Genomic DNA, 24,610 nt, shown 5'->3' on the forward strand with positions numbered 1-24,610 from the left:
GTCTAGGAAAATCAGATTGGAATTATAGAACTTTTAAATTTTTTTCATTATTATAATTTTCCCCCCACTATTGTGGGGGGGGTGATTCTTCTTAAATTTAAAATCTGATGGTAGGTGATCGTATGATTAAAATTCTAGATGCAAGGAAAGGTGATGAACTTTTCCTATTAGGCAATGAAGCTGCTGCGAGAGCAGCTATAGAATCAGGGGTTACTGTTGCAAGCACTTATCCTGGGACGCCATCATCAGAAATAGGGGATGTTCTATCAAGGATAGCATCCAAAGCCGGTTTATACTTCGAATTTTCAACAAATGAGAAGGTTGCGGTGGAAGTGGCCGCTGCAGCGGCGGCTTCTGGCGTGAGATCATTCACCTTCATGAAACATGTAGGACTTAACGTGGCATCAGATTCACTTGTAAGCATAGCATACACTGGAGTCGAAGCAGGCATGGTCATATTATCGGCAGATGACCCATCAATGTTCTCATCACAAAATGAACAAGACAATAGACACTATGCAAGATTTGCAAACATTCCCCTCCTCGAACCATCAAACCCCCAGGAGATCCTCGATTTTACAAAATACGCCTTCAATTTATCCGAAAAGTTTAAAATACCAGTATTAGTCAGGACAACAACAAGAGTATCACATATGAGAAGCAGAGTGAAAGTGGGTGAAATCAAAAAGATGAGAAAAAAAGGTCAATTCAAAAAAAACCCTAAAAGATTTGTTCTCGTACCATCAACCGCAAAGACCATGCACAAAGAACTCATCAAGAAAACAGAGAAAATATCCAAGATCGTGAACAAATCACCATACAACCAACACCACAAAACCCATGGTGGATATGGGATTATAACAAGTGGCGGTGCATTCAACTACACCCATGACATAATAAATGAAAAAAAACTCCCCATATCTATACTAAAATTAGGATTCACATACCCATTCCCTGATAAAGTAGTATTAAGATTCATAGAAGACCTTGAAAAGGTTTTCATAATCGAAGAAGTCGACCCCATAATAGAAAAGGATGTTCTGTCAATAATCGGCCGAGAAAACCTCGAAGTAGATGTTCATGGAAAACTAGATGGCACATTCCCAAGAATATATGAATACAACCAGGACATAATAGAAGCCTCCATTAGAAAACAAATACCCCTAAAGATTAAAAGAAAGGAGCCATTGAAAGCCCATTTACCTGAAAGACCCCCAACATTTTGTCCTGGATGCCCACACAGGGCAGTTTATTATTCCATCAACAAGGCACTTGAAGAATTAGAAATGGATGTTATTTTCTCAACAGATATCGGATGTTACACACTAGGTATAGAATCACCATATAATACTGCAGATTACCTCTTATCAATGGGTTCAAGTATAGGGGCGGCTTGCGGCTTTTCCAAGGCAACAAGGCAGAAAATAGTGTCATTCATAGGTGATTCAACATTCTTCCATGCCGGGATCCCACCACTCTTGAATGCTATTCATAACAAGCACAATTTCCTCATTGTGATCCTAGATAATAGGACAACCGCAATGACAGGAGGCCAACCACACCCTGGCCTCCCATTTGATGGTATGGGTGGTGAAGCCCCAGCCATCCCCATAGAAAACATCATTGAAGCCCTTGATGTGAAATTCAAAGTGATAAATCCCATGAATATAAAAAAAAGCATCAAAGCCTTTAAAGAAGCCTTAAAAATGGACTCACTTAACGTTGTCATTGCAAGATACCCCTGTCAACTTTCACTTAAAGCAAAGGGAAAACCTGTTAAAGTGGATAATGATCTCTGTAATGAATGTTTAGAATGTATTAACAAACTCGCATGTCCAGCCATAATATATGAGAATGGCATTAAAGTGAATCAAAAATATTGTCGAGGATGCGCTGTTTGCATCCAAATTTGCCCAGAAAAGGCCATAAGACCTAAAAGGGGGAGTTCAAGGTGAAATTATCATATGACATTTATATATGTGGTGTTGGCGGACAGGGGATTATAAAAGCTGGTGAAATCATAGGATGGGCTGCCATGAAAGAAGGGATGGACGTTGTGATGAGTGAAATACATGGAATGGCCCAAAGGGGTGGTGTAGTATCTACCGATGTCAGGATAGGCCAAGCAAAAGGCACTATAATCCCAAGTGGCCATGCAGACCTCATGATGGCATTCGAACCCCTTGAAGCCTTGAGGGCCATTGACAAGATAAGGAAGGATGCGCATTTAATAGTTAATCTAACTCCTATTCCACCATTCAATATAAACGCTGGAGAGTATCCACCAGTGGATGAGATAATAGAGAAACTTAGGAGATTTTCAGGGAACGTATACGCTTTTGACGCTGATAGGGTGGCCTTGGAAGCTGGTCATCCTCTTTCAACGAACATGGCGATCCTGGGAGCCGCCACGGCCATGCCAGACTTCCCTTTATCCCAGGATGCTATAATAGAATCTATGAAGGCGAACTTGCCCAGCAAATTGTTCAAGGTTAATTTGAAAGCGTTCAATAGGGGTTTTATGAGCTTAGAGGGTTGATATGTCCTCTGATGATAATAGTGGCACGTTAGCCTCTTTTAACACTTTTATACCCTCGTCGATGTCTTCTGTCCTTATCACTACAATCGCTTTTTCGCTCTTTTTTTCCACGAAGGCATAGATATATTCCACGTTCATATCTGCCCTTGTGAGGATACCTAGTATTTTATCGAGCCCCCCTGGCCTGTCAGGCACTTCGACGGCTATGACGTCGTTGAGTTTAACCACGAAATTGTTTTCTTCAAGGACTTTCTTCGCCAGTTCAGGGTCTGGGACCATGAGTCGTAGTATCCCAAATTCTGATGTGTCAGCTATGGATAAGGCTCTTATATTTATATTAGCTTTGGCGAGTGCATGGACTGCCTTTTTCAACCTTCCTTTCTTGTTTTCAAGGAATACGGATATTTGTTTCACTTTCATTCCGGATCTTCCCCTCTAATTTAAAATTTTCTTTTATCAATAACTCTTATGGCTTTTCCTTCGCTCCTGGGTAAACTTTCTGGTTCGACGAGTGTTACGTTAACCCTTAATCCTATCTCCCTTTGCAAGTGTTCTTCTATCATCTTCTTGACTTCTTCCACGTGTTTCACTTCATCTGAGAATAGTGCTGGCGAGGCTTCAACTTGGACTTCGAGTTCGTCCAAGTATTTTGGTCGTGTTACTACTATTTGGTAGTGTGGTTCGAGTCCATTTATTTTGAGGAGGGCCTCTTCGATCTGTGATGGGAACACTATAACTCCACGTATTTTTAGCATGTCATCGCTTCTTCCTGTTATGCGATCCATTCTTATGAGGGTTCTGCCACATGGGCATTCTCCTTTCCTTAGGGTTGTGATGTCCCTTGTCCTGAATCTTATTATGGGCATGGCCTCTCTTGTGAGGGTTGTGAGTACTAGTTCTCCTTTTTTTCCTGGGGGTAGGTTTTTTAGGGTTTCTGGGTCTATTATTTCTGGGTAGAAGTGGTCTTCAAAGATGTGGAGGCCGTTTTTTTCTTGGCATTCCATCGCGACTCCTGGGCCGATAATCTCTGTCAAACCATAAATGTTAAGGGCTGTGAGACCCAATCTTTCCTCTATAGCATCTCTCATCTCCTCAGTCCACATTTCGGCCCCGAATACTCCTGCTTTGAGTTTTAGGTTGTCCATTTTAACGTTTTCTTTTTGTAGGACTTCTGCAAGGTATAATGCATAGGATGGTGTGCATGTGAGTATTGTTGTTCCGAAATCTTGCATGATTTCGATTTGTCTTTTGGTGTTGCCCGCTGATATTGGTATCACCGTGGCCCCTATCCTCTGGGCTCCGTAGTGCACTCCTAGGCCGCCTGTGAATAATCCGTAGCCGTAGCAGTTTTGTATGCGATCTCTTCTTCCTGCACCCGCCATTGTTAGGGCTCTTGCCATGACTTCCGACCATAGGTCTATATCTTTCTGGGTGTAACCTGATACCGTTGGTTTGCCCGTGGTCCCTGAGGATGTGTGGACTTCTATTATGTCTTCATCAGGTACTGCGAACATCCCAAAGGGATAGGCTTCTCTAAGATCTTGTTTCGTGGTGAATGGCAACTTTTTAATGTCTTCTAGGCCTTCTATATCCTCTGGTTCTATTCCAAGTTCATTGAATCTTCTATGATAATATGGGACGTTTTCATAAGCCCTCTTCACAGTATCCTGGAGTCTTTTAAGTTGTATTTCCTTTCTTTTTTCTTCGTCCATGCATTCTGCCTTCTGATTCCATATCATTTTGATCTACCCTGGGGAGGTGATGATAACATTTATAAAATTCTATATCCTATTATCTTTTTATAATCATTCCGATTCTTGTGGAGGTAACTTATATGAACATGGTAATCCTTGGTGTGGTCATATTGGTCTATTTTATCATGGTTGGCTATGCAGGTTATGTTGCATGGAGGAGAACTAGCACATCAGAAGATTACATGGTGGCCGGTAGGAAAACACACCCTTATATCATGGCTCTTAGTTATGGGGCCACTTTTATTAGTACTGCTGCTATAATCGGTTTTGGTGGGATGGCTGGTGTCTATGGTATGGGTATACTCTGGCTTGTATTCCTTAACATATTCGTGGGCATATTCATAGCCTTTGTATTTTATGGTAAAAGGACTCGTAGGATTGGTGAGAACCTTTCAGCTTTCACTTTCCCAGAGTTTTTATCAAAGAGGTTTAATAGCAAGTTTATACAATATTTTGGGGGTGCTGTGATATTCTTGGGGATGCCACTCTATGCCTCTGTGGTCCTTATAGGCGCTGCAAGGTTCCTTGAAACTTCATTAAACTTGAATTTTAAAATTGCACTTATTATAATGGCATTAATAGTGGCTGTTTATGTTGTTATGGGGGGTATAAGGGGAGTTATGTATACTGACGCCCTCCAGGGCACTATAATGTTCTTTGGCATGATATTCCTTGTCCTGTCAGTCTATTATATGCTTGGTGGCGTTATAAGCGCCCATGAAGCCCTTACAAGCATGGGACATCTCATGCCAGAATCTGCGAAGAGTGTGGGTGCAACAGGCTGGACTAGCATGCCCGTATTCGGAAGCCCATACTGGTGGACCCTCCTCTCCACCATAATACTAGGGGTGGGTATAGGGGTTTTAGCCCAACCTCAACTTGCAGTAAGGTTTATGACAGTCAAATCCAACCGAGAACTTAACAGGGGAGTCCTTATAGGTGCATTATTTATATTCGTCATGACATGGGGTGCTTATGTGGTTGGTGCGTTATCAAATGTCTATTTTTTCCAAAAGAAGGGTTTGTTAGCCATCCAAGCGAGTGGGGGTAATGCTGATAAGATAATACCTGTTTTTATAAGTTCGGCGATGCCGGAATGGTTCACATATCTTTTCATGTTAACGTTACTTTCAGCGGCCATGTCCACTCTAAGCGCGCAATTCCATGTCCAAGGGACGGCCATTGGTAGGGATATTTATGAAACCTTGAAGAGAGGGAAGAGATCAGTGCTTATCACAAGGATTGGTATAATAATCGCTGTTATAATCGCGGTTATATTAGCATATATTCTCCCAAGTAGTATAATAGCACAAGGGACTGCACTATTCTTCGGTTTATGCGCGGCCACATTCCTCTCTGTTTATACTTGTGCATTATTCTGGAAGGGGACGACAAAGGCTGGTGCGATAGCAGGCATGGTCTCGGGCGCCACTATAAGTTTAATATGGCTTCTTTTTGTCTATAAGAAGACCGCCACGGCCCTTCACCTGGCAAAGTTGCTCTTCGGCGGTTTACTCATCAAAGCGATGCCTTGGCCCTTCGTTGACCCTATACTAGTAGCGGTTCCGGTTTCAATGATTATAACAGTACTTGTAAGCCTATTAACAGAAAAACTTGATGATGATCATCTCAAGGAATGTTTTAAGGGTGTTGGTGGTGTATGATCATGGAAGTTGTTGGCATACCTGATCCATGGGTTTGGAGCGCCTACATATCTTGCATACTAATAACAGTAGTATGTATAGTTTATGGTCTCATAAACTGGAACAGGGACTAAAGTATCAGTTCCAAAATTATAAATAACCAGTAATATATAAGGAATATAAGGTGGATAAAATGAGAGTGGTTGAAGATATTATAGGTAAAGAGGTTCTTGACAGTTCGGCCAGCGTAATAGGGAAGGTAAAGGATATTGAAGTAGACCTTGAAACAAGAACCATAGAAGCGCTCATACTAGGTAAAGGTGGATTGTCAGAGGGCCTTGGATTATCCAAGGGGGAGACAATAGTACCCTATGAGATGGTTAAAAAAATAGGGGATAAAATACTCCTTGAAGGGCCGGTAGAATGATCCTATAGGCCCATTATATTATTTTTATGGTGTTGAAGTTGGAAGTTAGGGGTGTGTGCAGCCTCTGTGGTAAAGTGGCGTTTTTACATACTTGTCGTCTATGCGGAGCCTTGGTGTGCTCGGATTGTTATGTTCCAGAATTGGGAGTTTGTAGGATATGCGCGGGGAAATTGAGGAGGAGAAACTTAAAAGGCGCCTTTTAGAGCTATTAGAGGAAAAAAAGGTTATAAGGACAGGTGATTTCATCCTCTCCTCCGGGAAAAAAAGTAATTATTACGTGGATATTAAAAAGGCCATAACAGACCCACAAGTCCTAGATTTGATAGCGGAATTGATAAAAATGAACATAAACACTGATAAAATTGATAAGATAGCTGGACCCGCCTTGGGTGCTGTACCTATCGCCACAGCAGTATCACTCAAGACTAAAAAGCCGCTTATCATAATAAGAAAGGAAAAAAAAGGGTATGGAACCTCAAAATTGATCGAGGGCACTATAAGAAAGGGTGATAATATAGCGATAATGGAGGATGTTACAACAACAGGAAATTCCCTCCTAAGAGCTATTAAAGTAATAGAAGATAATGGTGGCCGTGTCAAGCGGGTGTTTGTGATAGTGGATCGTGAGGAGGGGGCGAAAGAAAACCTTCAAAAAGGAGGTTTCATTTTAGAACCTTTATTCTCCGTCAGTCAAATGAAATAACTTGAATTTTTTTTTTACCTTTTGTGTTGTGGGGGGAATATTTATATGGGGGATATGAACATAATGTAAGTAAGTACCTACATTCCCTGTGGTATTATGAAAACTACACGAGAGAAAATACTCAAAGCTGCAAGGGAAACTTTCATAAAAAAGGGATATAAAGGTGCTACAACACGCAAAATCGCCCAAGAGGCGGGTGTGAGTGAAGTCACATTATTCAGGAAGTTCAAATCAAAGAGCAACCTACTCAGGGAAATACTAAATGAAAACGCCATACTATCCTCCCAAATATTCAATAAACTCACAAAATCGGAGCTCAGGGACAAACCCGAGGAATTCCTATATAGATTAGCAGAAGAATTCTTCAAATTGGTAGTTAAGAAAAAAATAGACCTAATATTCATAATACTCGTGGAAAAAGAACTAGAAGAACACGGCCTAGAAGAATGGGAACTACTAGACTCGATCAACAAGACACTCTACACCAACCTAACCAATTATTTCAAAGAACAGATCAAAAAGGGCAATATCCGAAAAATCAGCCCAGAAACAGCAGCACTAATCTTCGTAAGCTACCTTTCACATCTAAACCTATTATCACATTTCAAAGAATGCGAAATACAAGAAGAAAAATACATCAAAAACTTCATCAACATCCTCCTAAGGGGGATAAAATGAACTGGGGGCATCAAAATGCTAAATAGAGGAGATGAGGAAGAAACCAACATGGGGAACATGATCAACACATTCAAAAGAATAGCTGAAAATCCACTATCAAGATTCCTAATAAACCTCATGCTCCACAACTGCGAAAAAGATAATAAAACGCGCCTAGAAGCTGCATTAGACAATTATATAAACGATAGAGATTGTTGCATGGAATGCAGGATCCTATCATACTTCCTCTCGCATATAATAAAAAGCGGTGCAAAAGCATTCGGAGTATCAGAAGAAGAACTGAAAGAACAAATGAACGACCATTACTGGCTGCAAGGTTTGATAAACGTCCTCAAAGGTATAGGCATCTTCGGGGTTAGAAGACCATTCGTGCCAGGAGCACCATTCCAGGTCGTCTGGAATATCACACACCGCTGTAACATGAACTGCAAACATTGCTACGAAACCGCGGGCACCCCACGAAAAGACGAATTAGACGAAAACGAGGTAATAGAAGCCATAGACATCCTAGCAGATAATGGTGTCACTTCACTCGCATTTTCTGGTGGAGAGCCAAGCATCCACCCAAATATACTCGATTACGTATCACATGCAAGGAGAAGGGGCTTATATGTTGCAATGGCGACCAATGGTTACATATTAGCTGATGAAGATCGTTGCCAAAAATTCATAGACGCAGGCCTGCAATTCATCCAGGTTAGTATTGATAGTCTAAATCCAAATGTTCATGACAGTTTTCGCGGTGTTAAGGGCTCATGGGAGCGGGCTTGCAAGGCTGTTAAGAATTTTTCAGCCCATGATGTTTTTGTTGAAGTGGCTATGACGGTAACGGCCGAAAATTATCATCAAATTCATGGGATGATGGAACTAGCCCATTATCTCGGTGCTGACTGGCTCATGCTATTCAACTTCATACCCACGGGTAGGGGGATGGAGAACATAAACCTTGACATATCACCTGGTAGAAGGTATAGGATATTGCGTGATGCATATTATGGCAATTTCAACAATGATATACAAGTGCTTTCCACAGCACCACAATTTGCAATGGTAGCAGAAGAGCTTAACGCCTGTGATAATCAGATCATCCCCACACACTTCTATAATCCAGAGTATACAAACCCTGATTTGAGACAGTTAGCAGATTTTATAGGTGGCTGCGGCGCTGGAAGATTCTACTTAAGCATTGAACCCAACGGTGACATATACCCATGTGTATTCTTCCCACATGAAGATGAACTTAGGATAGGTAACATTCTAGAAGACGATTTCGAAAAACTTTGGAGAGATAATAGGATATTAGAGGCGCTCAGGGACAGGGATAAGCTCCAAGGGACTTGTCACAGTTGCAAATCAAGGAATATTTGTGGTGGGTGTAGGGCAAGAGCATACGGGTACTTCAAGGATATATGTGCCCCAGACCCTGGGTGTATAAACAATAAAAATCTATGGCATAAGATAAAGGAAAGCGCACTTGCAAAATAAATAGGGAAGAGTGTTAAAAGTGGATGTGGTCCTCCTAAACCCCCAGGATAAAACAGCAATTAAAAACAAACTAGGATTAACTTTACCCCCACTAAACTTAATGTATCTTGCAGCTTCATTAGAGAAGGCGTCATTCTCTGTTAAAATAATAGATGATGACCTTAAAAGGTGGGGCTCTGAGAGAATAGCTAGTATAATAGAAAAATTCAACCCTTTGATGGTGGGTGTCACAGCAACCACGGCAACAATCAAAAACAGCCTAAAATATATTAAAACTATTAAGAATTTACTACCAGATGTTCTCACAGTCATTGGAGGACCCCATCCAACATTCCTACCATTAGACACCCTAAAAAGTTTAAAGGAACTTGATGTAGCTGTGATAGGTGAAGGAGAGGAAACCATCGTCGATCTCGCGGAAAAGCATGAAAAAAAGGGCAAAAAAGGACTGGAAGACGTTAGAGGAATCGCATACCGTAAAGGATCTAGGTTAGAGATTAACGAGCCACGGCCACTTATAAAGGATCTTGACAAGCTCCCATTCCCCGCAAGACATCTCGTACCATTTAATGAATATGAAACATCAAACGAGGAAGCTGGGGGTATGATAACAAGCAGAGGCTGCGTATACTCTTGTGAATACTGCTCATCTTCTCTTATCATGGGGAAAAAGTTCCGTTTCAGGAGCCCGGAGAATGTCGTGGACGAGATCGAAGAACTTGTATATGATTACAGACTCCATGAGATCGCATTCCTTGATGACACGTTCATGTTACACCGTAGGAGAGCCCAGGCCATAGCCGATGAAATCAAAGCAAGGGGTATAGATGTTAGTTTCGTGACATCATCAAGGGTTGATATGGTGAAAAGGCCACTGTTAGAAAAGCTTAAATCTGCTGGTATGAGCACAATCTATTATGGTGTTGAATCAGGGTCACAGAGGATACTGGATCTTATGAAGAAGGGTATAACACTCCAACAGGCAAAGGATGCTGTGAAAACTGCTAAAAATGTTGGAGTGGATGTCATAGCCTCATTCATATTAGGTTATCCAGGTGAAACGCCAGAGGAGATGGATAAGACAATAGATTTCTCAATTAAACTGGACCCAGACTATAGCCAGTATTCTATTCTAACACCATTCCCAGGGACACCAATCTATTATAAACTGAAAAAGGAAGGTCTGCTAGAGGAGGACTGGGACAAGTATACTGTGATCCATCCCGTGATAAAATATGAAAAACTGGGCTTGAGCAAAGAAATTGTGAAAAGAAAACTTGTAAAAGCATATTTAAAATTCTACTCAAGACCATCATACCTAGTGAGACACACCTACATGATAAAAGTATTCCTTGAAACTATCTATAGGACTTATATAGAGCCGAATCTCCCATTCAAGGATGATACTTCAACGTCTGAGTCAGCGTAGCCCTTTTAGGGATTCCATCTCCTTTTCTATAAACTTTTTTATATCATTTATACTTGACATGAACTGGGCCGGGAATATTATCGTGGAGTTTTTCTCGGTGGCTATCTCACTGAGCACTTGAAGATTCCTAAGTTGTAATGCTATAGGATGTTTTGCTATAACATCAGCAGCCTCTCCAAGTTTTGCAGCTGAAAGGTATTCCCCCTCTGCTGTGATGATCTTAGCCCTCTTTTCCCTTTCCGCCTCGGCTTGTTTAGCCATGGCTCTTTGCATGCCCTCTGGTAACTTAATGTCTTTTATCTCCACTGTGGTAACATTTATACCCCATGGTTCGCTGTGGCTGTCAATGATCTCTTTGATCTTCTCGTTGATCTTGGCTGTTTCTGAGAGCACTTCATCAAGGGCAAATTGCCCTATCACATTCCTTACTGTGGTCTGGGATATTTGGTTCACTGCCCCATAGTAGTCTTCTATGGCTATAACAGCCTTCAAGGGATCCACAACCTTAAAATATGCCACTGCCGCGACATCAATTGAAACATTGTCCTGGGTTATTATTTTCTGTGATGGTATGGGCATTGTCACTATCCTCAAAGAAACTTTGACCATCCTGTCCACAATTGGGATTATAAGGCGAAGACCCGGTTCTTTGACGCCTATGACTTTTCCTAGTCTGAAGATAACTCCCCTTTCATATTGGTTCACGATTTTTATAGAAAGGGACGCTAAAATGAATATTATAACCACGAATATTAGCAATAATAATAGGTTCATTGAATTCACTTCCTAATATTTTTCTCATGGGGAGTTTGTGTCTTTCTTCAGTATTATAGTTTTTTTGTGAGCGACTTTGGAGAGGATTATCCTGCTAGTTTTAAGAGGGCTAGTGTTATTGTTTCGCCCATTTTTTTGACGTCTTCTTGGTCAAGTTTGTCTGCTGTGTTCTCTGAACTCCATGGCGCTACTTCAAATGGTTGGCTCATCACCTGGCAGACTGGCACTCTTTTGATGTTGTTGTGGTAGAATGGGTAAGTGTCACTGGGGTATGTTGTTTCTCCAATGATGACTGGATAGCCTAGTTCTTGGGCGCATTCTTTAGTTATGTTGATTACTTTAGGGTCTCCTTGGACTGGTTTTGGCTGGTAACTATATTGTGTTAGGAATATGTTTTCACCGGCGCCTACGCAGTTTAAGTCTATCATGGCGTCACAGTTTCGGATTATTTCTGGGTGTTTTTTAACGAAATCCTCAGAGCCTTTAAACCAGAGTTCTTCACCGCCGAATCCTATGATTAGGATGGTTTTTTCGGGTTTGAAGTTTTTAGATGCGAGTATTCTCGCGATTTCGACTTGTATTCCCATAGCGGCTGCATCATCTGTGGCTCCTTCACAGAATCCTGGTGAATCTATATGTGAGCCTATGATAATGTATTTGTTTGGATTGGTGCCGTTGATGACTCCAATGACGTTGTATGTGTGCTCACCCTCTCCAAGGTCCACTCTCTCTTTACGGGCTTTTATACCATTTTCTTCGAATTTTTTTTCCATGATGTCCGCAGCTTTTAATTCGGCATTGTTGCCACCGTATCTAGGTCCTAATTTGCATATTTCTCTACTAAATGTCAAGGCATTATCTGCATTAAACTCCCTGGCAGCTGCAGATATGTTAAGGATTTTTACTTCCTCTTCCTTTTCTTTGAATGGGATGTAAAATATTAGCGTCCCTGCTAGTATGGCGATTATAGCCACGGTTAAAACAATTTTATATTTCAAACCTTCAAACCTCCCAATAAAATTAACAGATATAAATATTATATTATTTTATTGTTTATGGGGGGTCTGGGAAGATAAGGTTAAGAGTTTCTCTAGTATGTTTAATTATAGTAGTTTTTTTTTGCTTTCAGGTTTATCAGTATCTTGGGGGACGCAACTTATTCAAGGAGATTGCTGTCTTGTCTTGGTTTGTCTTGGGGATAATCATGATATTATATCATATAGAAGAGATGCTGAATATCCTGCGGATATGATAATAGATAAGACGAATTTCATGGGTTATGATGCAATACATGAATATAAGGAGGATGGTGGATACTTCACACATCTTATCATAACAGAAGAAGGTTGGATAATAGGTATTGGGGGGAATGATGATCCAAGTATAAACAAAGAATTGGAGGAACTTGGAGGTGAAATAGTATCTAAAAAGAGGATAGAAGAAGAGGACATGAAAAAGGCGAACAGTATTTTAAGGGAAAATCGGTGGGGATTTTTCATCATCAAATCATCTGATGGAAAAGTGGGACTAACAGCCTATGATGGGAGAATAGAGGCAAATACAATCAGTATATTCAATATAACTGAAGGAGAGTATGTCAAAGTAGCTAATAATCCTAACTGTTGCGAACAAGGAAATTTCAAGGAATTCGATCATGATCCAATAAAAGCCGCCCTCAAAGTCGCGGCCACAGACCCATATGGGTTGCATAGAAGAGATATCATCACCTATGAATACAACCAAGGAAAAGTGAGGGTATGGGCATCATTCGACGGGGGAAGACTATTAGAAGGAGCCACGGGCTCGCCAGATAATATAAAGTTCCTGGGACATGAAATATCCGGCAAAAAATTACCAGTTGTACCTAATAAAAAATTCTTAGGAAATGAAACATTGCCCCAAGAAAAACCTGGAAAACAATCAATGACATCAACGATAATAATAATGATGGCAATCATCGCTACTTTTATTTCAATATCCACGTGCAAAGATACCCGGATTTTGGATTGGAAAAATAATATTTGAATGAAAAATTAAATACTAGTTGACACGGATAAATCCATTAAATTTTACACTGGAAGTGAATAGACTTTAAAATAGACAGTCAGTATGACCTGGGATCAAAAGGGGATGATCACATTATTGAAAGGTGAAGAAGAAACCATATAGAACTCATTAAAAATCCTGTGGATAAACCAGGATTATTCTGCATAGGAATGGAAGTTGAAAACCTAAAGGCCAAGATCGAAGAATTCAAATCTAAAGGCGCTAAAGTAACAATGGAGCCGACTCCAATAACAGTCGGACTTTTAGCATTCAATAGAAGACCCGAACAAGGCTAGGATAGCCTTAATCCAACACAATTAACCTTCGGATATTGTTATGGTATTGAGTATTTCTGAACGCGCGGCCGCGGCCGTCGAGGGCGTGGATGAAAGAATATTAACAAAAATTAAAAGTAGCTGGGAAAATGCATTAAATCAAGTGTTAAGAGACTTTAATTTTAAACGAGAAATTTACCTTGAGTATAATCCACTGATCTGGCATGTATCCAAATACCCTATAGGAATAAGAATCTATCGAAGCATAGCAGGAACTATAACGGTAATAGAATTCTCCACACCTAACAAGAAAATACCATTTGACATATTTTCTAATTCAAAATCAAAAAAGGCCGTGATTGCACATGAAATCGCCCACATGCTCGATGACAAAAAATGGCACGCCATGAATTACAAGAAAATAGCATATGAAGCCCAACATTATATTACCAGAGAACAGAGAGCAGAACTACTAGCGTTCTTCTATGAGCCACTAGGGATAATACACTCCAACAAATCACTCATCAAAGTCGCATCATATATTTCTGAGACAGAACTTGAAAATCAGCAAATTTTAGCCTATGCTATCCTAGAACTTCTTGGAAGAATAGGCATGAACAGGACAATTAACGTGCCTTTATTTTTCAAGAAGATGAGTGAAGACCAAGGAGACGACCTTTCAAGACTCTTCAGATCACATATAACCTACCCATATTCGCTGGCAGGATTATTAGCTTCACCAGAAGATGAGCCTACGGGTATCGTGAAAGCATCAGACCTAATCATTTGCCGAGAAAAACTAATAGATTATTTGAAAAACCAATTAAGCCTCCAAGAGTTAGGCAAGGAATTCAAAAAGAGGGGCTACGCCACAAAAACCGACAAGAAAAAACTCACAGAAGCAATGAAAAAAATCCTAATTCCAAGAATATTAAATGCTTCCAACACAAAGCGAATGAAAGATGCCAAAAATTACATCCAAAAACTCAGATTAATCAGATTAAAAAATGACATGATAGAAGCAATAAAATTATGCGAAAAATTCCTATAGTAAAATTTTTCCTCATGAGAGAGTATAAGTAAAAGATCATAACATAATCTTAAAAGAAGATAAAAAAGGTGGGGGTGAAGATCATGGTCAAATTGCCAGAAGAAGCCAAAGAAATGTTAAGTAATGAATTCTGCAATAAAGAAAAACCTCTAGTTTGGATTGCAACAGTTGAGGATGGGAATCCGCATCTGGCCCCAGTCTGCTTCACAAAGGTCCTTGACAACGAAAAATTACTCATCGCCGTGAACTTCGCCAGTAAAACCATGGAAAATATCCAAAAGGGTTCAAAAGTCGCCATAGGCTCAGCAATATACTACGATGGATACATGATAAAAGGAACAGGCAAAATAATAAAAGAAGGCGAACACTTCGAAGAAGTCAAAAGGATGGTCAAAGAAAGATTCGGCGAAAAAATAAAACCACAAGCAGCCATACTAGTAGAAATAGAAGAAGTATACTCACTCAAACCAAAACCAGGAAGCAAAAGAATAGCATAAAAAAATCGGAGGGCATCTAACTTAACTTTTTTCGAAAGAGGAACCCCCCCTTGGGGGGCTTGTAAGCTGAAAACCATTCGATAGAAAAGGGAATTCATTCCGTATCTTGGATGGAGAGACCGTGTATGGTCCAAAGGCTTGTGGAGAAACATTTACTCCCCAACTGATACCTTCCATGCCAGGGAGGTCAAAGAATCAAATTTTTCCCAAGGATGGGGGAAGCCCCCCCCACCAATTAGAATATGATAGTTCACAAGGAAGCCACCATATGAGATAGGCCCCCCCATATGGTCTATTTTGCGTCCTTGCACCATCAGCAACAAACAATCATGGCATTAGGTAGGGGAGAGGATACGATGTCAAAGACCCTCAACATCATATGGTCGCTCTCACAAGTGGGTCTTGAACGTGATCAGTTATAATTTGCTCTCAACAATCTATAGAGCATTACATGGGGTGGATTGTTGCGATGATCGTAACACTCATCGCAATACTTGCTCATAGTAGAGAGGTAGAAATGATCGGGTGTTACCAGGGTATTGTGAAGCCTCCAGTTACTCTCCATTGAGAATATTGCAATGTGGATGGTGGCAGGCCCGTAGGTTGTATGGGAACTTCATCAGCAAATACCGTGATGGGGGGATAAAATGCCAATACTCACTTGCAATAGACCCCCAGGGGGTGGGTGTTCAAATCTATCAAATACAAGACCCAAGGAACATTGATAAGATCCATGTGGGGATAGATGGGTGTGAATCTGCTAGTGAAGGGATAAGGATGATAAACTACCTTGTGGAGCTCTTCATAATGGCAGGATAGTTCACTGGGATTATGTGAAGCGATGGCCAACGGTTATTAATATTCAAAATTCTTTTAGTGGCGCTTAAATTCAATTGTTCATTTCAAATTTTTTTGCCCTTTTCAGATCCCCCATTACTTGTAATATCAGCATGGTCTAACAGTTCAGGTTCTGATTCCTCAACACTTGCAAATAGTTGAACATCCTTCGCTTCTTCTTTAAATGCTTTTCTATATGTGTTAGAAGATTTTTCCTCTACGCACACTTTTTTTCGTCAGAGTGGACTGTCTTTTTGCCTATATGACAAAATTTTGGATAAATTCCCTTTAGTCGGATTTGGAGGCAAGTTCTTCGAGGACTTCCTTGGGAAGTTTCTTAGCTATGCTTAATTTGGTGGGGCATCTTCCAAGTTTTATATTCCTTTCCTTCGCCGCTTTTTTAAGATCGACAAGTTTAACTTTTTTAACAAGCTCCTCTACTTTCAAACATTTCACCCCCAAGATTTTATTATAATTTATTTGATATTTAATTCTTTCATCTTCCCCCCATTTTTGATTAATAATTCAATAATTGCAAGAACCGAAATGAGAAAAAAAAGAGAATATCATCCACAAAAAAATCACAGATAAAATTCTTTAATCATTTAACAAGTATATGAAATCCAAAATTTCAAGCTCTCTTAAAAATTAATGGATGATAAAATTAAGGCAATAATAGGCTTTGTATTGATTATAAACCATAACTGGCTTCCAGTTTCTACCAAAGATTAGAAACTGTCACCACAAATGTTCTATTAATCTTCGTGGCCATGACACAGATTGGCTGGTTTATTCACATTATGGAGATATCTACCAAGAATTATTAGATTGGGATATTCTATCCATTTGAGGTTGGAACATCAAGTTATCGCAGCTGTTGGAGCAGCAAATCACCACTCAGCATCCCGATGAGGCCTCTTGCTTCAACAAGGAGGACCCTGCCACCACAACCACGGCTTGAGCCGAAACGCCAACCAGAGGCCTATACAAAAAGTTAATCTAAGGGAATGTCCCAGTCCTTGCAAGTCTTCGCATTATTGGAAATGAGAACGTAAAGCTGATTTTATAACACTGTAGGTCTGTAAAAATCATATAGGATGATCACTAATGATATTAACCAGGAAAAAGCTGAAAGGTAATCCCCGAGGATAATTTAATGGAAAAAGTTAATAAAATTTACAAGCGTCAGATTTAAAGTGGCCAAGAAAGCTTTACAAGCCTATCCAAGCATAAAATCGAATCTTAAACACATTCAGCACCAACCATGTCTTTTTCATGCCTAAAGACGCGTTTAAGACGTAAGTACCGTGAATTCACATCAGTAGTTTAACGCCTACCCAAGATGCTAAGCCTGAAGTAGCGTTGAGCACCGACACAGCAGAAGTTCTTCAAAAGCATCGGATCATAAGGTCCTGGAAAGGATACTCAACTTAACTGTGTATTTGTTCAACATAAAGGATTCTTGGATCGCTATTGACAGAACCGGCAGCAAGGGTCCTGCAAACCCATGCTTACAAGGCCAGAGCACAAAGCAAATAGGGGAAGAGTCTACGCCAAAAATAGGTTTCGGACACACAAGAACAAATTATACTCTCCCAAAAAGGTTTCCAAAGGCTCTTAAACATGACCCAGAGGGATGCAATACCCACCAATATGGAAATATAAGCCAGTAGGTCTAACATGGACAAGGCATTCGAACCAGGAAGAAATACACATAAATGAAGAACTGGAAGCAACCCAACATGACAAAAAAAGAACATGAAAGATGGTAAATACCGCCTATCGATGCCTGATATTTTCAGCAAACCATTATACAATCAGAGTGGAAACAATCATATCAGTACTAACGAATAGTGGACGATAAAAATTATTCCAGAAGTAACCGGCGAGGATACAATGGAAACACAAGCTCAAAAGCATCTACTATTCTACAGGCGCGTGAGCACATCAAAAATATAAGAAAGTACGATTTCTACAAAGCCTCCAAAAGAATGGATGGAAGAGTACCAGTCACTTGAAGGGCAAGGCTAAGCTAGAACAATATTCCACCTACTAACAATTTATGGAGGGAGTTTATAAGAAGATGACAAAAACTGAATGTGCGGATCAGGCCCTATTAAAGTGATAAAAGAAACCTGAACCCAATGAAGTTTCCGGTGTAATGCAACCTATCATAGTGCTATGGCAAGTAAATATGAAATCATGGCGAGCTAGAGGCGCTGGAAATCCACTAAAAATGGCGCGGGAATATGAGCCTCCTTTGGAGTAATGAATGGGGTTAAGCCTCTTATGAGAAGCCCCCACTCACCAAATATAGGAAGTAATTCATGCCTTAAAGAGCCTACTTCTAAATTTATAAACTACATTTATTTTTGAAATCATTTTAAATTTTCAAGATCCTTCACACGGAAAATAATGCGTATTTTAATGAGCAAATTTTAAATTTGATTTTATTTTCCCTTCATGAAAGAGAGTAGATAAGTTCTTTTTTTAGTGACTACCATCTCTCCTATTTTCTGTTGATAATAATAGGTCTTTTGGTGATTCCTCTTCAAATGTTTCTTTATCTTTTTAAAAGGGTTCTTTTGGATCGCTAAGATCCTTCATCTTACCCCCTTTATTTGGCCTATAGTCTTGTGCGTGTTTCTAATATTCCTTGGTGTGCTGAAATACTTGAGCGTGTCCATTAAGGAATGTTAGAATGCAATATTGTTTGGGACAATTGCAAGGCTTTTTTATTTGGCATGAACGAATCCATGAAGTCGGTTAATAGTGCAAATACATGTGAATTTTTCCTTTTGGTAGGTGTGGATGTGACTGAAGGTTTATCTTGCGTGTTTCATGCTCCATGGGACCCATAAAAGGACGATTATTGCTACGAAGACGACTATAGATGCGATGAAAACTCCAATATTTTGGGTTAAGTTAAAGTTCGTGGCATAGAAGAATAGCCATAATGCTAAAAACAAAAGCCATCCAAGAGTTACAAATATTGTTAGTAATACTCTCCATATTTCTGGTTTTGCTGGCAATTTTTTTCACCTTTTTTGATATGTTATGTTTTCTCTGCTTTATAATTATTATTTCGTTAAACATAACTATAACGAAGTAAGCTTTGTGTTTAAGATTTTATTTATATGAGATTATTAAACCTATAAGTCCGCTATGCGGCCGTATTTCCATTTAATTATCATGATTGACTATTATCTTTTTAAGTAGGTGGTTGTAGAATCCAAGTTGTTTGTTCAATCTCCAGTTTGAGGGGGGTGAATATGGAAATTATAGTTATTCTTCTTCCACCTTAGGATTAATTATATAGAATTGTTCCGCTTTGATGGATAGGATTTTTTTTATATCCCATTTTTCTCTAGGGGAGTTTATGGGGGCCTCTACAATCATGGCATGAGGCATGGTCTCGTACTTCTTTCTTTTGCTGCATTCTCACTTTCGAAGGGGGTATTTAGCAACAGCAAAAATTAAAAATGATAGTTTTATTATCTATTGTTAGATCTCACAATTTGGACCGAGCATATCCTCTGGTGGCGAGCATAATATAGTCATATTATAGACATTCCATTAGAATAATGTTAAAGCACCCTTGGGGGTGCGCATATTATAAGGTGTGGGGGTTGTTGTAACATGTAGTTTAACCAAAGAATGTTGAGGATGTTCATTTTTTGCCATCTAAAAACAAGTCTATGAGATATAAGGAATTGATCTTCGTTATCCTTATATTAATTGATATGGTAGCTATATTTCATTTTATCTGGTAGGTTCTAACCTTGCAGATTTTGTTAATAATTTCGATCTCATACTCCGTATACTATTGTTCACCGAGTTCTTATATAATCTCAGAAGAGAGAAAAAAATAATGAACTTTATCAGGGAAAATTGGCCGGATATAATGGGCATTTTTACCCTATAACCTCCTTCAGGGCTTTCAGGTTTGTGAGGATCTTCCGTCTTTTGAAGGTTTTTGCACTTTTTAGAATATCTTAGGAGCTTGTTCAATTTTCTCCTGAAAACCCCATGTTGACCAAGCAATAGGTATATTACTTTTTCGCGATTCTCTGCAGAACTCTATTCTTTTATATTACAGAGAATGGTGTGGACCTTCATCTTAAGAGTCTTACTGGTTCATTGTGGTCCACCCTAACAACAACCATGTCAGGGGAAGTTGTAATAAACCCTGTAACATTATATGGTAATAACATCTTAATACTTGTTGGGATAACATTTGTGGGGTTTCCTGACAGCTTCACTAGCATCATGGTTCGTTAAAAGCCCAGAAAGTGAAAAGGAATTCCATGATAAAATAAAAATTATAGAAAAAAGGTTGGATGAACTTCGAAGAGTTAGAGAACTAAAGGAGAGCATAGAAAAAAAGAAATAGTTATCATTTTATATCATCCATGGGATTAGTGGCCTCCTTGGGGTTATTGTCTTGCAACATTTACTTCTCAATGAGGCGCTTACATACCAATCCAAAATCCAGCTAAAGAGAATGGTCAGGAAAGTACAATACCATTATTTTTCCATGGGACGATCCGAGAAAGCGACATATTCACAAACTTGGCTGCAACCCCATATTATACATACCATTGGAAATACTGAAGAACCATACATTAACAATTTCTATGAGATGATACGTGCCTTAGACTTATAGAAATTCCACTAATTTCCTAAGTAATATTTATATATGCTGCTGAAAAGAATTTTTACAGTATAATTACAGGATAGATGGTAAATCATAGTGGGGTTGGGGAAGGTAAAATAGCCATTAGTAAAAAGCGCCTATAAGCCCATAAAACTTGATGTCAAGGGGTTAATATTGTAAGGTGGTAAATTCCAAGAGTGGTTTAATGGCCACAGCCCATGGGGGTTCACAACCATATTCGCCAACACAATCTTGATAACAGATAGTTTCTTTTAAGGGGATTATATTGTACAGGTCACGTTATTTGGTCCTTGCAACCATAATGATAGGAAGCATAATGGGACCCATTGATGCAAGTATAGTCAACACTATACTTCCTGTTATAGCCCGTTCATTTAATACAAGCATTTCAATGGTGCAATGGGTTCCCATGATATACCTTCTAACCATTAGCAGCTTACTCCTCTTTTATGGTCGGCTTGGGGACTTGATCAGCTACAAAAAAATCTACCTTTGGGGCCTTAGCGGTTTCACAATAGCATCCCTTTTATGTGCACTTTCACCCACTATAGACTACCTTGTCTTTTTCAGGGGTTTTCAAGGAGTTGCTGCGGGTATGATGATGGCGGTACCTTATGCCATAATCACAAGCTCATTTCCATTTACAGAACGTGGGAGGGCATTCGGCATCAATGCTATAAGTATATCAGCTGGACTAGCTATAGGGCCATCCCTTGGGGGTTTCGTAACATTTCTGTGGGGTTGGCGCTCAGCATTCCTTATAAATGTGCCTATCGGTTTAATTGGCATCATCCTCACCCAAAAATTCATCCAAGAATCCAAGGGCCAAGCGGGGAGAATAGATATTGCAGGCGCGGTAACAGCATTCATAAGCCTATTTTCATTCTTATACTTTGTTAACAGGTCACAGAGCGTTGGATTGAATCATAATACTGTTCCAGTGCTCCTAGTTGGGATTATAAGTACTATTCTTTTCATTTTCATTGAAAATCGCGTCCCGCAGCCAATGTTGAACTTAAAACTTTTTAATAACATGACCTTTAGTTTCGCGAATCTAAGCGCATTATTAAATTTCATGTCCCAATATGTTATGGTATTCCTCACACCGTTCTACTTGCAGAGACTACTCTATTACACCCCAGAAAAGATAGGTTTGATCATGACCTCATTCCCATTCGCAGTGATGATGGTGGCACCATTCAGCGGCTACTTATCCGATAAGATAGGTACAAGAATCCTATCATTTCTTGGTGCAAGTATATGCGCAGTGGCACTCTTTTTCATGGCTCAACTATCCATTCAGGCAACATCATCAGACATCATTTGGAGAATGGCTCTTTTTGGTGTAGGTACAGGCATATTCCAGTCACCTAACAATAATGCTGTGATGAGCAGCGCACCCAAACCTTACTTGGGCATAGCATCAGGGGTTCTTGCAACAATGCGAAACGTTGGAATGGTCTTGGGGATAGCTACAGGAGGTGCTGTATTATATGCAAGTGTACCAGACCAAGTCCTTCAAGTTTCCTTTTTAGAAGGAAAAAATGCTATAGTATTCCTCTCAGGTCTTAAGTATGCGTATCTTACAGGGGCCATGTTAACGGGGGTGGCTGCCATAACATCCCTTTTAACAAAAAATTAAATTCCATAGGGGGGATTTTATCAAATTTTCTGGACTTATCCATTTTTTTGATCCTTGAAAAAATCGGGTTCACAAAAAATAAGGTGGAACATCCAACATTCATGAAATGGACATGTTTACAAGCTTGGAGATGTCCTTTTTTTCACGATTGAACATTCCCGTTATCTGTTTTTTCTGAGGGGGAGAATCATCCAATTTTAAGATATTTGGGGAAAAGATATTATAGGCCAAATGTGTAATGTAAATCTTTAATTCTTTTATTACTAAGCTTTCATGTTATTAGTTGAGGATATAACTTCCTTTTGGTGCGTGATATTTGTAATGAACCTTGGGTGATATTGTTTTAATGTAGGTAAAGAATGACCAGTCTATACTAAATTATCTATGACAAGCTTTTTAGGGAAATAAAGTTCCAACTGACTTTTAAAATTATAAATAAGAATGGAGAAAGCTTATCCATTATACGTTAATTAGTGGGTCTCTCATAAGCCTTCAAATCCTAAAAAAGGCTTTCTCCTCGTTTTTTATCGGTGAAAAAACCAAAAGATTTATATACTATGCTATGTGATTCTGTAGTCATGCATAAAAAACTGTCCTAATACAATTAGGATATGGAGGCGGTAAAATTAAGCGAAAATGGATATTTCCAATGGTATTACTATTAAGTCTAGCATTGGTTTTAAACATCAGCAACGTTTCCGCTGCAAACGGTAACAATTCAACCACTTTAAATCAGCAGGTAACGTCGCAAGTAAATTCCCAGATAACCTACACGCCAAACGAAGTGAATGACGCAGCAAGTAGAGTAAAAAACTTCTATGAAACCAACAAAAGATTGCCTAATTATGTGACCATTAAGAATACTCAGGTTACTATGCCGCAATTCTTAAACCTTTTAACTACAGACTTGATCCAAACAAACCAGGGATCAAAAGCACCAATCCCGCTTAAAAACGTGGGAGAACCATTAAAACCCACAGGAGCAACAAAAGGCGGCACATTAACAAAAACAGAATACATCAACGTTGCACAAACCATTAAAAACATGATAGACGCAACAGGCAAAGCACCGGACAATGCCAACAGCCCAATCGGCCAAATAAAATACGAAACACTGATCTACACCTTCTCCAAAATCATGAACTTCCACAAAACCAAAGGAAGACTGCCAAACTACGTAACAGTACCCAGCAATGGTTACCTCGCCCAAGCACAATTACAGAGACAAAGCCAAACACAAAACCAAATACGAAACCAAACACAAAGCCAAACACAAACACAAAACCAAATACGAAACCAAACACAAATAAGTTATACGTTAGTTGAAGTGAATGACGCAGCAAGTAGAGTAAAAAACTTCTATGAAACCAACAAAAGATTGCCTAATTATGTGACCATTAAGAATACTCAGGTTACTATGCCGCAATTCTTAAACCTTTTAACTACAGACTTGATCCAAACAAACCAGGGATCAAAAGCACCAATCCCGCTTAAAAACGTGGGAGAACCATTAAAACCCACAGGAGCAACAAAAGGCGGCACATTAACAAAAACAGAATACATCAACGTTGCACAAACCATTAAAAACATGATAGACGCAACAGGCAAAGCACCGGACAATGCCAACAGCCCAATCGGCCAAATAAAATACGAAACACTGATCTACACCTTCTCCAAAATCATGAACTTCCACAAAACCAAAGGAAGACTGCCAAACTACGTAACAGTACCCAGCAATGGAGGAAACGGAGGAAGCGGAACTACCAATTTTGGAAAGGGTCAATTAAATGGATTGCAAGGGATTGAAGGTTTGCAAATTCTAGCAGCATATATTAATAAAAACTTGAACCACCAGTATGGAGCAGCTACTACCGCAGAGGGTGTTGAGAGAACCGGACTCGGGGACTGCTGGGGTCTATCCGCATGGGCAGCCAAAGTACTATACGACAACGGTTACACCGTCAGAATAGTTCAAGGAGCATCAGTAGAAGCAAGCAACCACCGATGGGTGCAGGTATTAATAAATGGAAATTGGATAAACTTTGACCCGTCCCTAGTCACCAGAAAATACGGAGGCCAACCATACTATCACACTTGTGCCAGTGTAAGCAAAATCATAGCAACATACACATAATGGGGATGGTTAAAGGGG

25 protein-coding genes are annotated in these 24,610 nt (G+C 39.6%); 18 read left to right on the forward strand and 7 right to left on the reverse strand.

The features are described from left to right. Nucleotides 1-122: 122 nt before the first annotated feature. Nucleotides 123-1,955 carry an indolepyruvate ferredoxin oxidoreductase subunit alpha gene (gene iorA / locus ACZ5XX_RS00915; protein WP_464584693.1) on the forward strand — a complete coding sequence of 611 codons (1,833 nt, stop codon included), beginning with the start codon at nt 123-125 and terminating at the stop codon, nt 1,953-1,955. After that, nucleotides 1,952-2,539, forward strand: coding sequence for an indolepyruvate oxidoreductase subunit beta (locus tag ACZ5XX_RS00920; protein WP_464584695.1), 588 nt, complete (start codon nt 1,952-1,954; stop codon nt 2,537-2,539). Before iorA ends, ACZ5XX_RS00920 begins: the two co-directional genes overlap by 4 nt. Here ACZ5XX_RS00920 and ACZ5XX_RS00925 read toward each other — a convergent pair. Both ACZ5XX_RS00925 and ACZ5XX_RS00930 read right to left on the reverse strand, forming a co-directional pair. Continuing rightward, nucleotides 2,528-2,959, reverse strand: a complete 432-nt coding sequence (locus tag ACZ5XX_RS00925; protein WP_464584697.1) for an ACT domain-containing protein — start codon at nt 2,957-2,959, stop codon at nt 2,528-2,530. The genes ACZ5XX_RS00920 and ACZ5XX_RS00925 overlap by 12 nt on opposite strands. A 20-nt stretch (nt 2,960-2,979) precedes the next feature. Then, nucleotides 2,980-4,278: a phenylacetate--CoA ligase family protein gene (locus ACZ5XX_RS00930; protein ID WP_464584699.1), complete on the reverse strand. Its 1,299-nt coding sequence runs from the start codon at nt 4,276-4,278 to the stop codon at nt 2,980-2,982. A gap of 95 nt (nt 4,279-4,373) precedes the next feature. Here ACZ5XX_RS00930 and ACZ5XX_RS00935 point away from each other — a divergent pair, with 95 nt between their 5' ends. The 8 genes from ACZ5XX_RS00935 (at nt 4,374) to ACZ5XX_RS00970 (ending at nt 10,658) form a co-directional block, all read left to right on the forward strand. After that, nucleotides 4,374-5,957: a sodium:solute symporter family protein gene (locus ACZ5XX_RS00935; RefSeq protein ID WP_464584701.1), complete on the forward strand. Its 1,584-nt coding sequence runs from the start codon at nt 4,374-4,376 to the stop codon at nt 5,955-5,957. Continuing rightward, on the forward strand, nt 5,954-6,070 hold the full coding sequence (locus tag ACZ5XX_RS00940) for a symporter small accessory protein (protein ID WP_464584703.1): 117 nt from the start codon (nt 5,954-5,956) through the stop codon (nt 6,068-6,070). Before ACZ5XX_RS00935 ends, ACZ5XX_RS00940 begins: the two co-directional genes overlap by 4 nt. 59 nt (nt 6,071-6,129) lie before the next feature. Further along, nucleotides 6,130-6,363 (forward strand): PRC-barrel domain-containing protein, encoded by a 234-nt coding sequence (locus tag ACZ5XX_RS00945; protein ID WP_464584705.1) that lies wholly within the window; start codon nt 6,130-6,132, stop codon nt 6,361-6,363. A 26-nt stretch (nt 6,364-6,389) separates the two neighbouring features. After that, a complete protein-coding gene (locus ACZ5XX_RS00950) occupies nt 6,390-6,566 on the forward strand; it encodes an orotate phosphoribosyltransferase (RefSeq protein ID WP_464584707.1) in 177 nt (58 codons plus the stop codon). Then, entirely contained in the window at nt 6,521-7,066 is a 546-nt protein-coding gene (gene pyrE, locus ACZ5XX_RS00955; RefSeq protein ID WP_464584709.1) for an orotate phosphoribosyltransferase, read from the forward strand. Before ACZ5XX_RS00950 ends, pyrE begins: the two co-directional genes overlap by 46 nt. Nucleotides 7,067-7,162: 96 nt before the next feature. Next, on the forward strand, nt 7,163-7,744 hold the full coding sequence (locus tag ACZ5XX_RS00960; RefSeq protein ID WP_464584711.1) for a TetR/AcrR family transcriptional regulator: 582 nt from the start codon (nt 7,163-7,165) through the stop codon (nt 7,742-7,744). 15 nt (nt 7,745-7,759) lie between these two features. Further along, nucleotides 7,760-9,229 carry a radical SAM protein gene (locus ACZ5XX_RS00965; protein ID WP_464584713.1) on the forward strand — a complete coding sequence of 490 codons (1,470 nt, stop codon included), beginning with the start codon at nt 7,760-7,762 and terminating at the stop codon, nt 9,227-9,229. Between the two features lie 19 nt (nt 9,230-9,248). Then, a complete protein-coding gene (locus tag ACZ5XX_RS00970) occupies nt 9,249-10,658 on the forward strand; it encodes a B12-binding domain-containing radical SAM protein (RefSeq protein ID WP_464584715.1) in 1,410 nt (469 codons plus the stop codon). Here the strand turns inward: ACZ5XX_RS00970 and ACZ5XX_RS00975 are convergent. Both ACZ5XX_RS00975 and ACZ5XX_RS00980 read right to left on the reverse strand, forming a co-directional pair. Next, nucleotides 10,650-11,432, reverse strand: a complete 783-nt coding sequence (locus ACZ5XX_RS00975; RefSeq protein WP_464584717.1) for a slipin family protein — start codon at nt 11,430-11,432, stop codon at nt 10,650-10,652. The two genes, ACZ5XX_RS00970 and ACZ5XX_RS00975, sit on opposite strands and share 9 nt — an antisense overlap. A gap of 86 nt (nt 11,433-11,518) precedes the next feature. Then, nucleotides 11,519-12,430, reverse strand: coding sequence for a M28 family metallopeptidase (locus ACZ5XX_RS00980; RefSeq protein ID WP_464584719.1), 912 nt, complete (start codon nt 12,428-12,430; stop codon nt 11,519-11,521). Nucleotides 12,431-12,680: 250 nt separating this feature from the next. Here ACZ5XX_RS00980 and ACZ5XX_RS00985 point away from each other — a divergent pair, with 250 nt between their 5' ends. The 5 genes from ACZ5XX_RS00985 (at nt 12,681) to ACZ5XX_RS01005 (ending at nt 16,120) form a co-directional block, all read left to right on the forward strand. After that, complete coding sequence (locus ACZ5XX_RS00985; protein ID WP_464584721.1) at nt 12,681-13,457, forward strand: hypothetical protein; 777 nt, start codon at nt 12,681-12,683, stop codon at nt 13,455-13,457. A 161-nt stretch (nt 13,458-13,618) separates the two neighbouring features. Next, nucleotides 13,619-13,774, forward strand: coding sequence for a hypothetical protein (locus tag ACZ5XX_RS00990; protein ID WP_464584723.1), 156 nt, complete (start codon nt 13,619-13,621; stop codon nt 13,772-13,774). A 40-nt stretch (nt 13,775-13,814) separates the two neighbouring features. Beyond that, complete coding sequence (locus tag ACZ5XX_RS00995) at nt 13,815-14,804, forward strand: hypothetical protein (RefSeq protein ID WP_464584725.1); 990 nt, start codon at nt 13,815-13,817, stop codon at nt 14,802-14,804. Between the two features lie 83 nt (nt 14,805-14,887). Beyond that, nucleotides 14,888-15,301: a pyridoxamine 5'-phosphate oxidase family protein gene (locus ACZ5XX_RS01000; RefSeq protein WP_464586105.1), complete on the forward strand. Its 414-nt coding sequence runs from the start codon at nt 14,888-14,890 to the stop codon at nt 15,299-15,301. A 564-nt stretch (nt 15,302-15,865) separates the two neighbouring features. Beyond that, nucleotides 15,866-16,120, forward strand: a complete 255-nt coding sequence (locus ACZ5XX_RS01005) for a hypothetical protein (protein WP_464584727.1) — start codon at nt 15,866-15,868, stop codon at nt 16,118-16,120. An 83-nt stretch (nt 16,121-16,203) separates the two neighbouring features. Here ACZ5XX_RS01005 and ACZ5XX_RS01010 read toward each other — a convergent pair whose 3' ends face one another. The 3 genes from ACZ5XX_RS01010 to ACZ5XX_RS01020 form a co-directional block, all read right to left on the reverse strand. Next, nucleotides 16,204-16,365, reverse strand: coding sequence for a hypothetical protein (locus tag ACZ5XX_RS01010; protein WP_464584729.1), 162 nt, complete (start codon nt 16,363-16,365; stop codon nt 16,204-16,206). A 61-nt stretch (nt 16,366-16,426) separates the two neighbouring features. Further along, entirely contained in the window at nt 16,427-16,585 is a 159-nt protein-coding gene (locus ACZ5XX_RS01015) for a hypothetical protein (RefSeq protein ID WP_464584731.1), read from the reverse strand. Nucleotides 16,586-18,963: 2,378 nt separating this feature from the next. Then, complete coding sequence (locus ACZ5XX_RS01020) at nt 18,964-19,170, reverse strand: hypothetical protein (RefSeq protein ID WP_464584733.1); 207 nt, start codon at nt 19,168-19,170, stop codon at nt 18,964-18,966. A 1,205-nt stretch (nt 19,171-20,375) separates the two neighbouring features. Here ACZ5XX_RS01020 and ACZ5XX_RS01025 point away from each other — a divergent pair. The 3 genes from ACZ5XX_RS01025 to ACZ5XX_RS01035 all read left to right on the forward strand — a co-directional run bounded on the left by ACZ5XX_RS01025 (nt 20,376) and on the right by ACZ5XX_RS01035 (nt 24,592). Further along, nucleotides 20,376-20,531, forward strand: coding sequence for a hypothetical protein (locus tag ACZ5XX_RS01025; protein WP_464584734.1), 156 nt, complete (start codon nt 20,376-20,378; stop codon nt 20,529-20,531). A 550-nt stretch (nt 20,532-21,081) separates the two neighbouring features. Beyond that, entirely contained in the window at nt 21,082-22,458 is a 1,377-nt protein-coding gene (locus ACZ5XX_RS01030; protein ID WP_464584736.1) for an MFS transporter, read from the forward strand. 649 nt (nt 22,459-23,107) lie between these two features. Beyond that, on the forward strand, nt 23,108-24,592 hold the full coding sequence (locus ACZ5XX_RS01035; RefSeq protein WP_464584738.1) for a pseudomurein-binding repeat-containing protein: 1,485 nt from the start codon (nt 23,108-23,110) through the stop codon (nt 24,590-24,592). Nucleotides 24,593-24,610: the final 18 nt, after the last annotated feature.

It is taken from the genome of Methanothermobacter crinale (assembly GCF_055397825.1).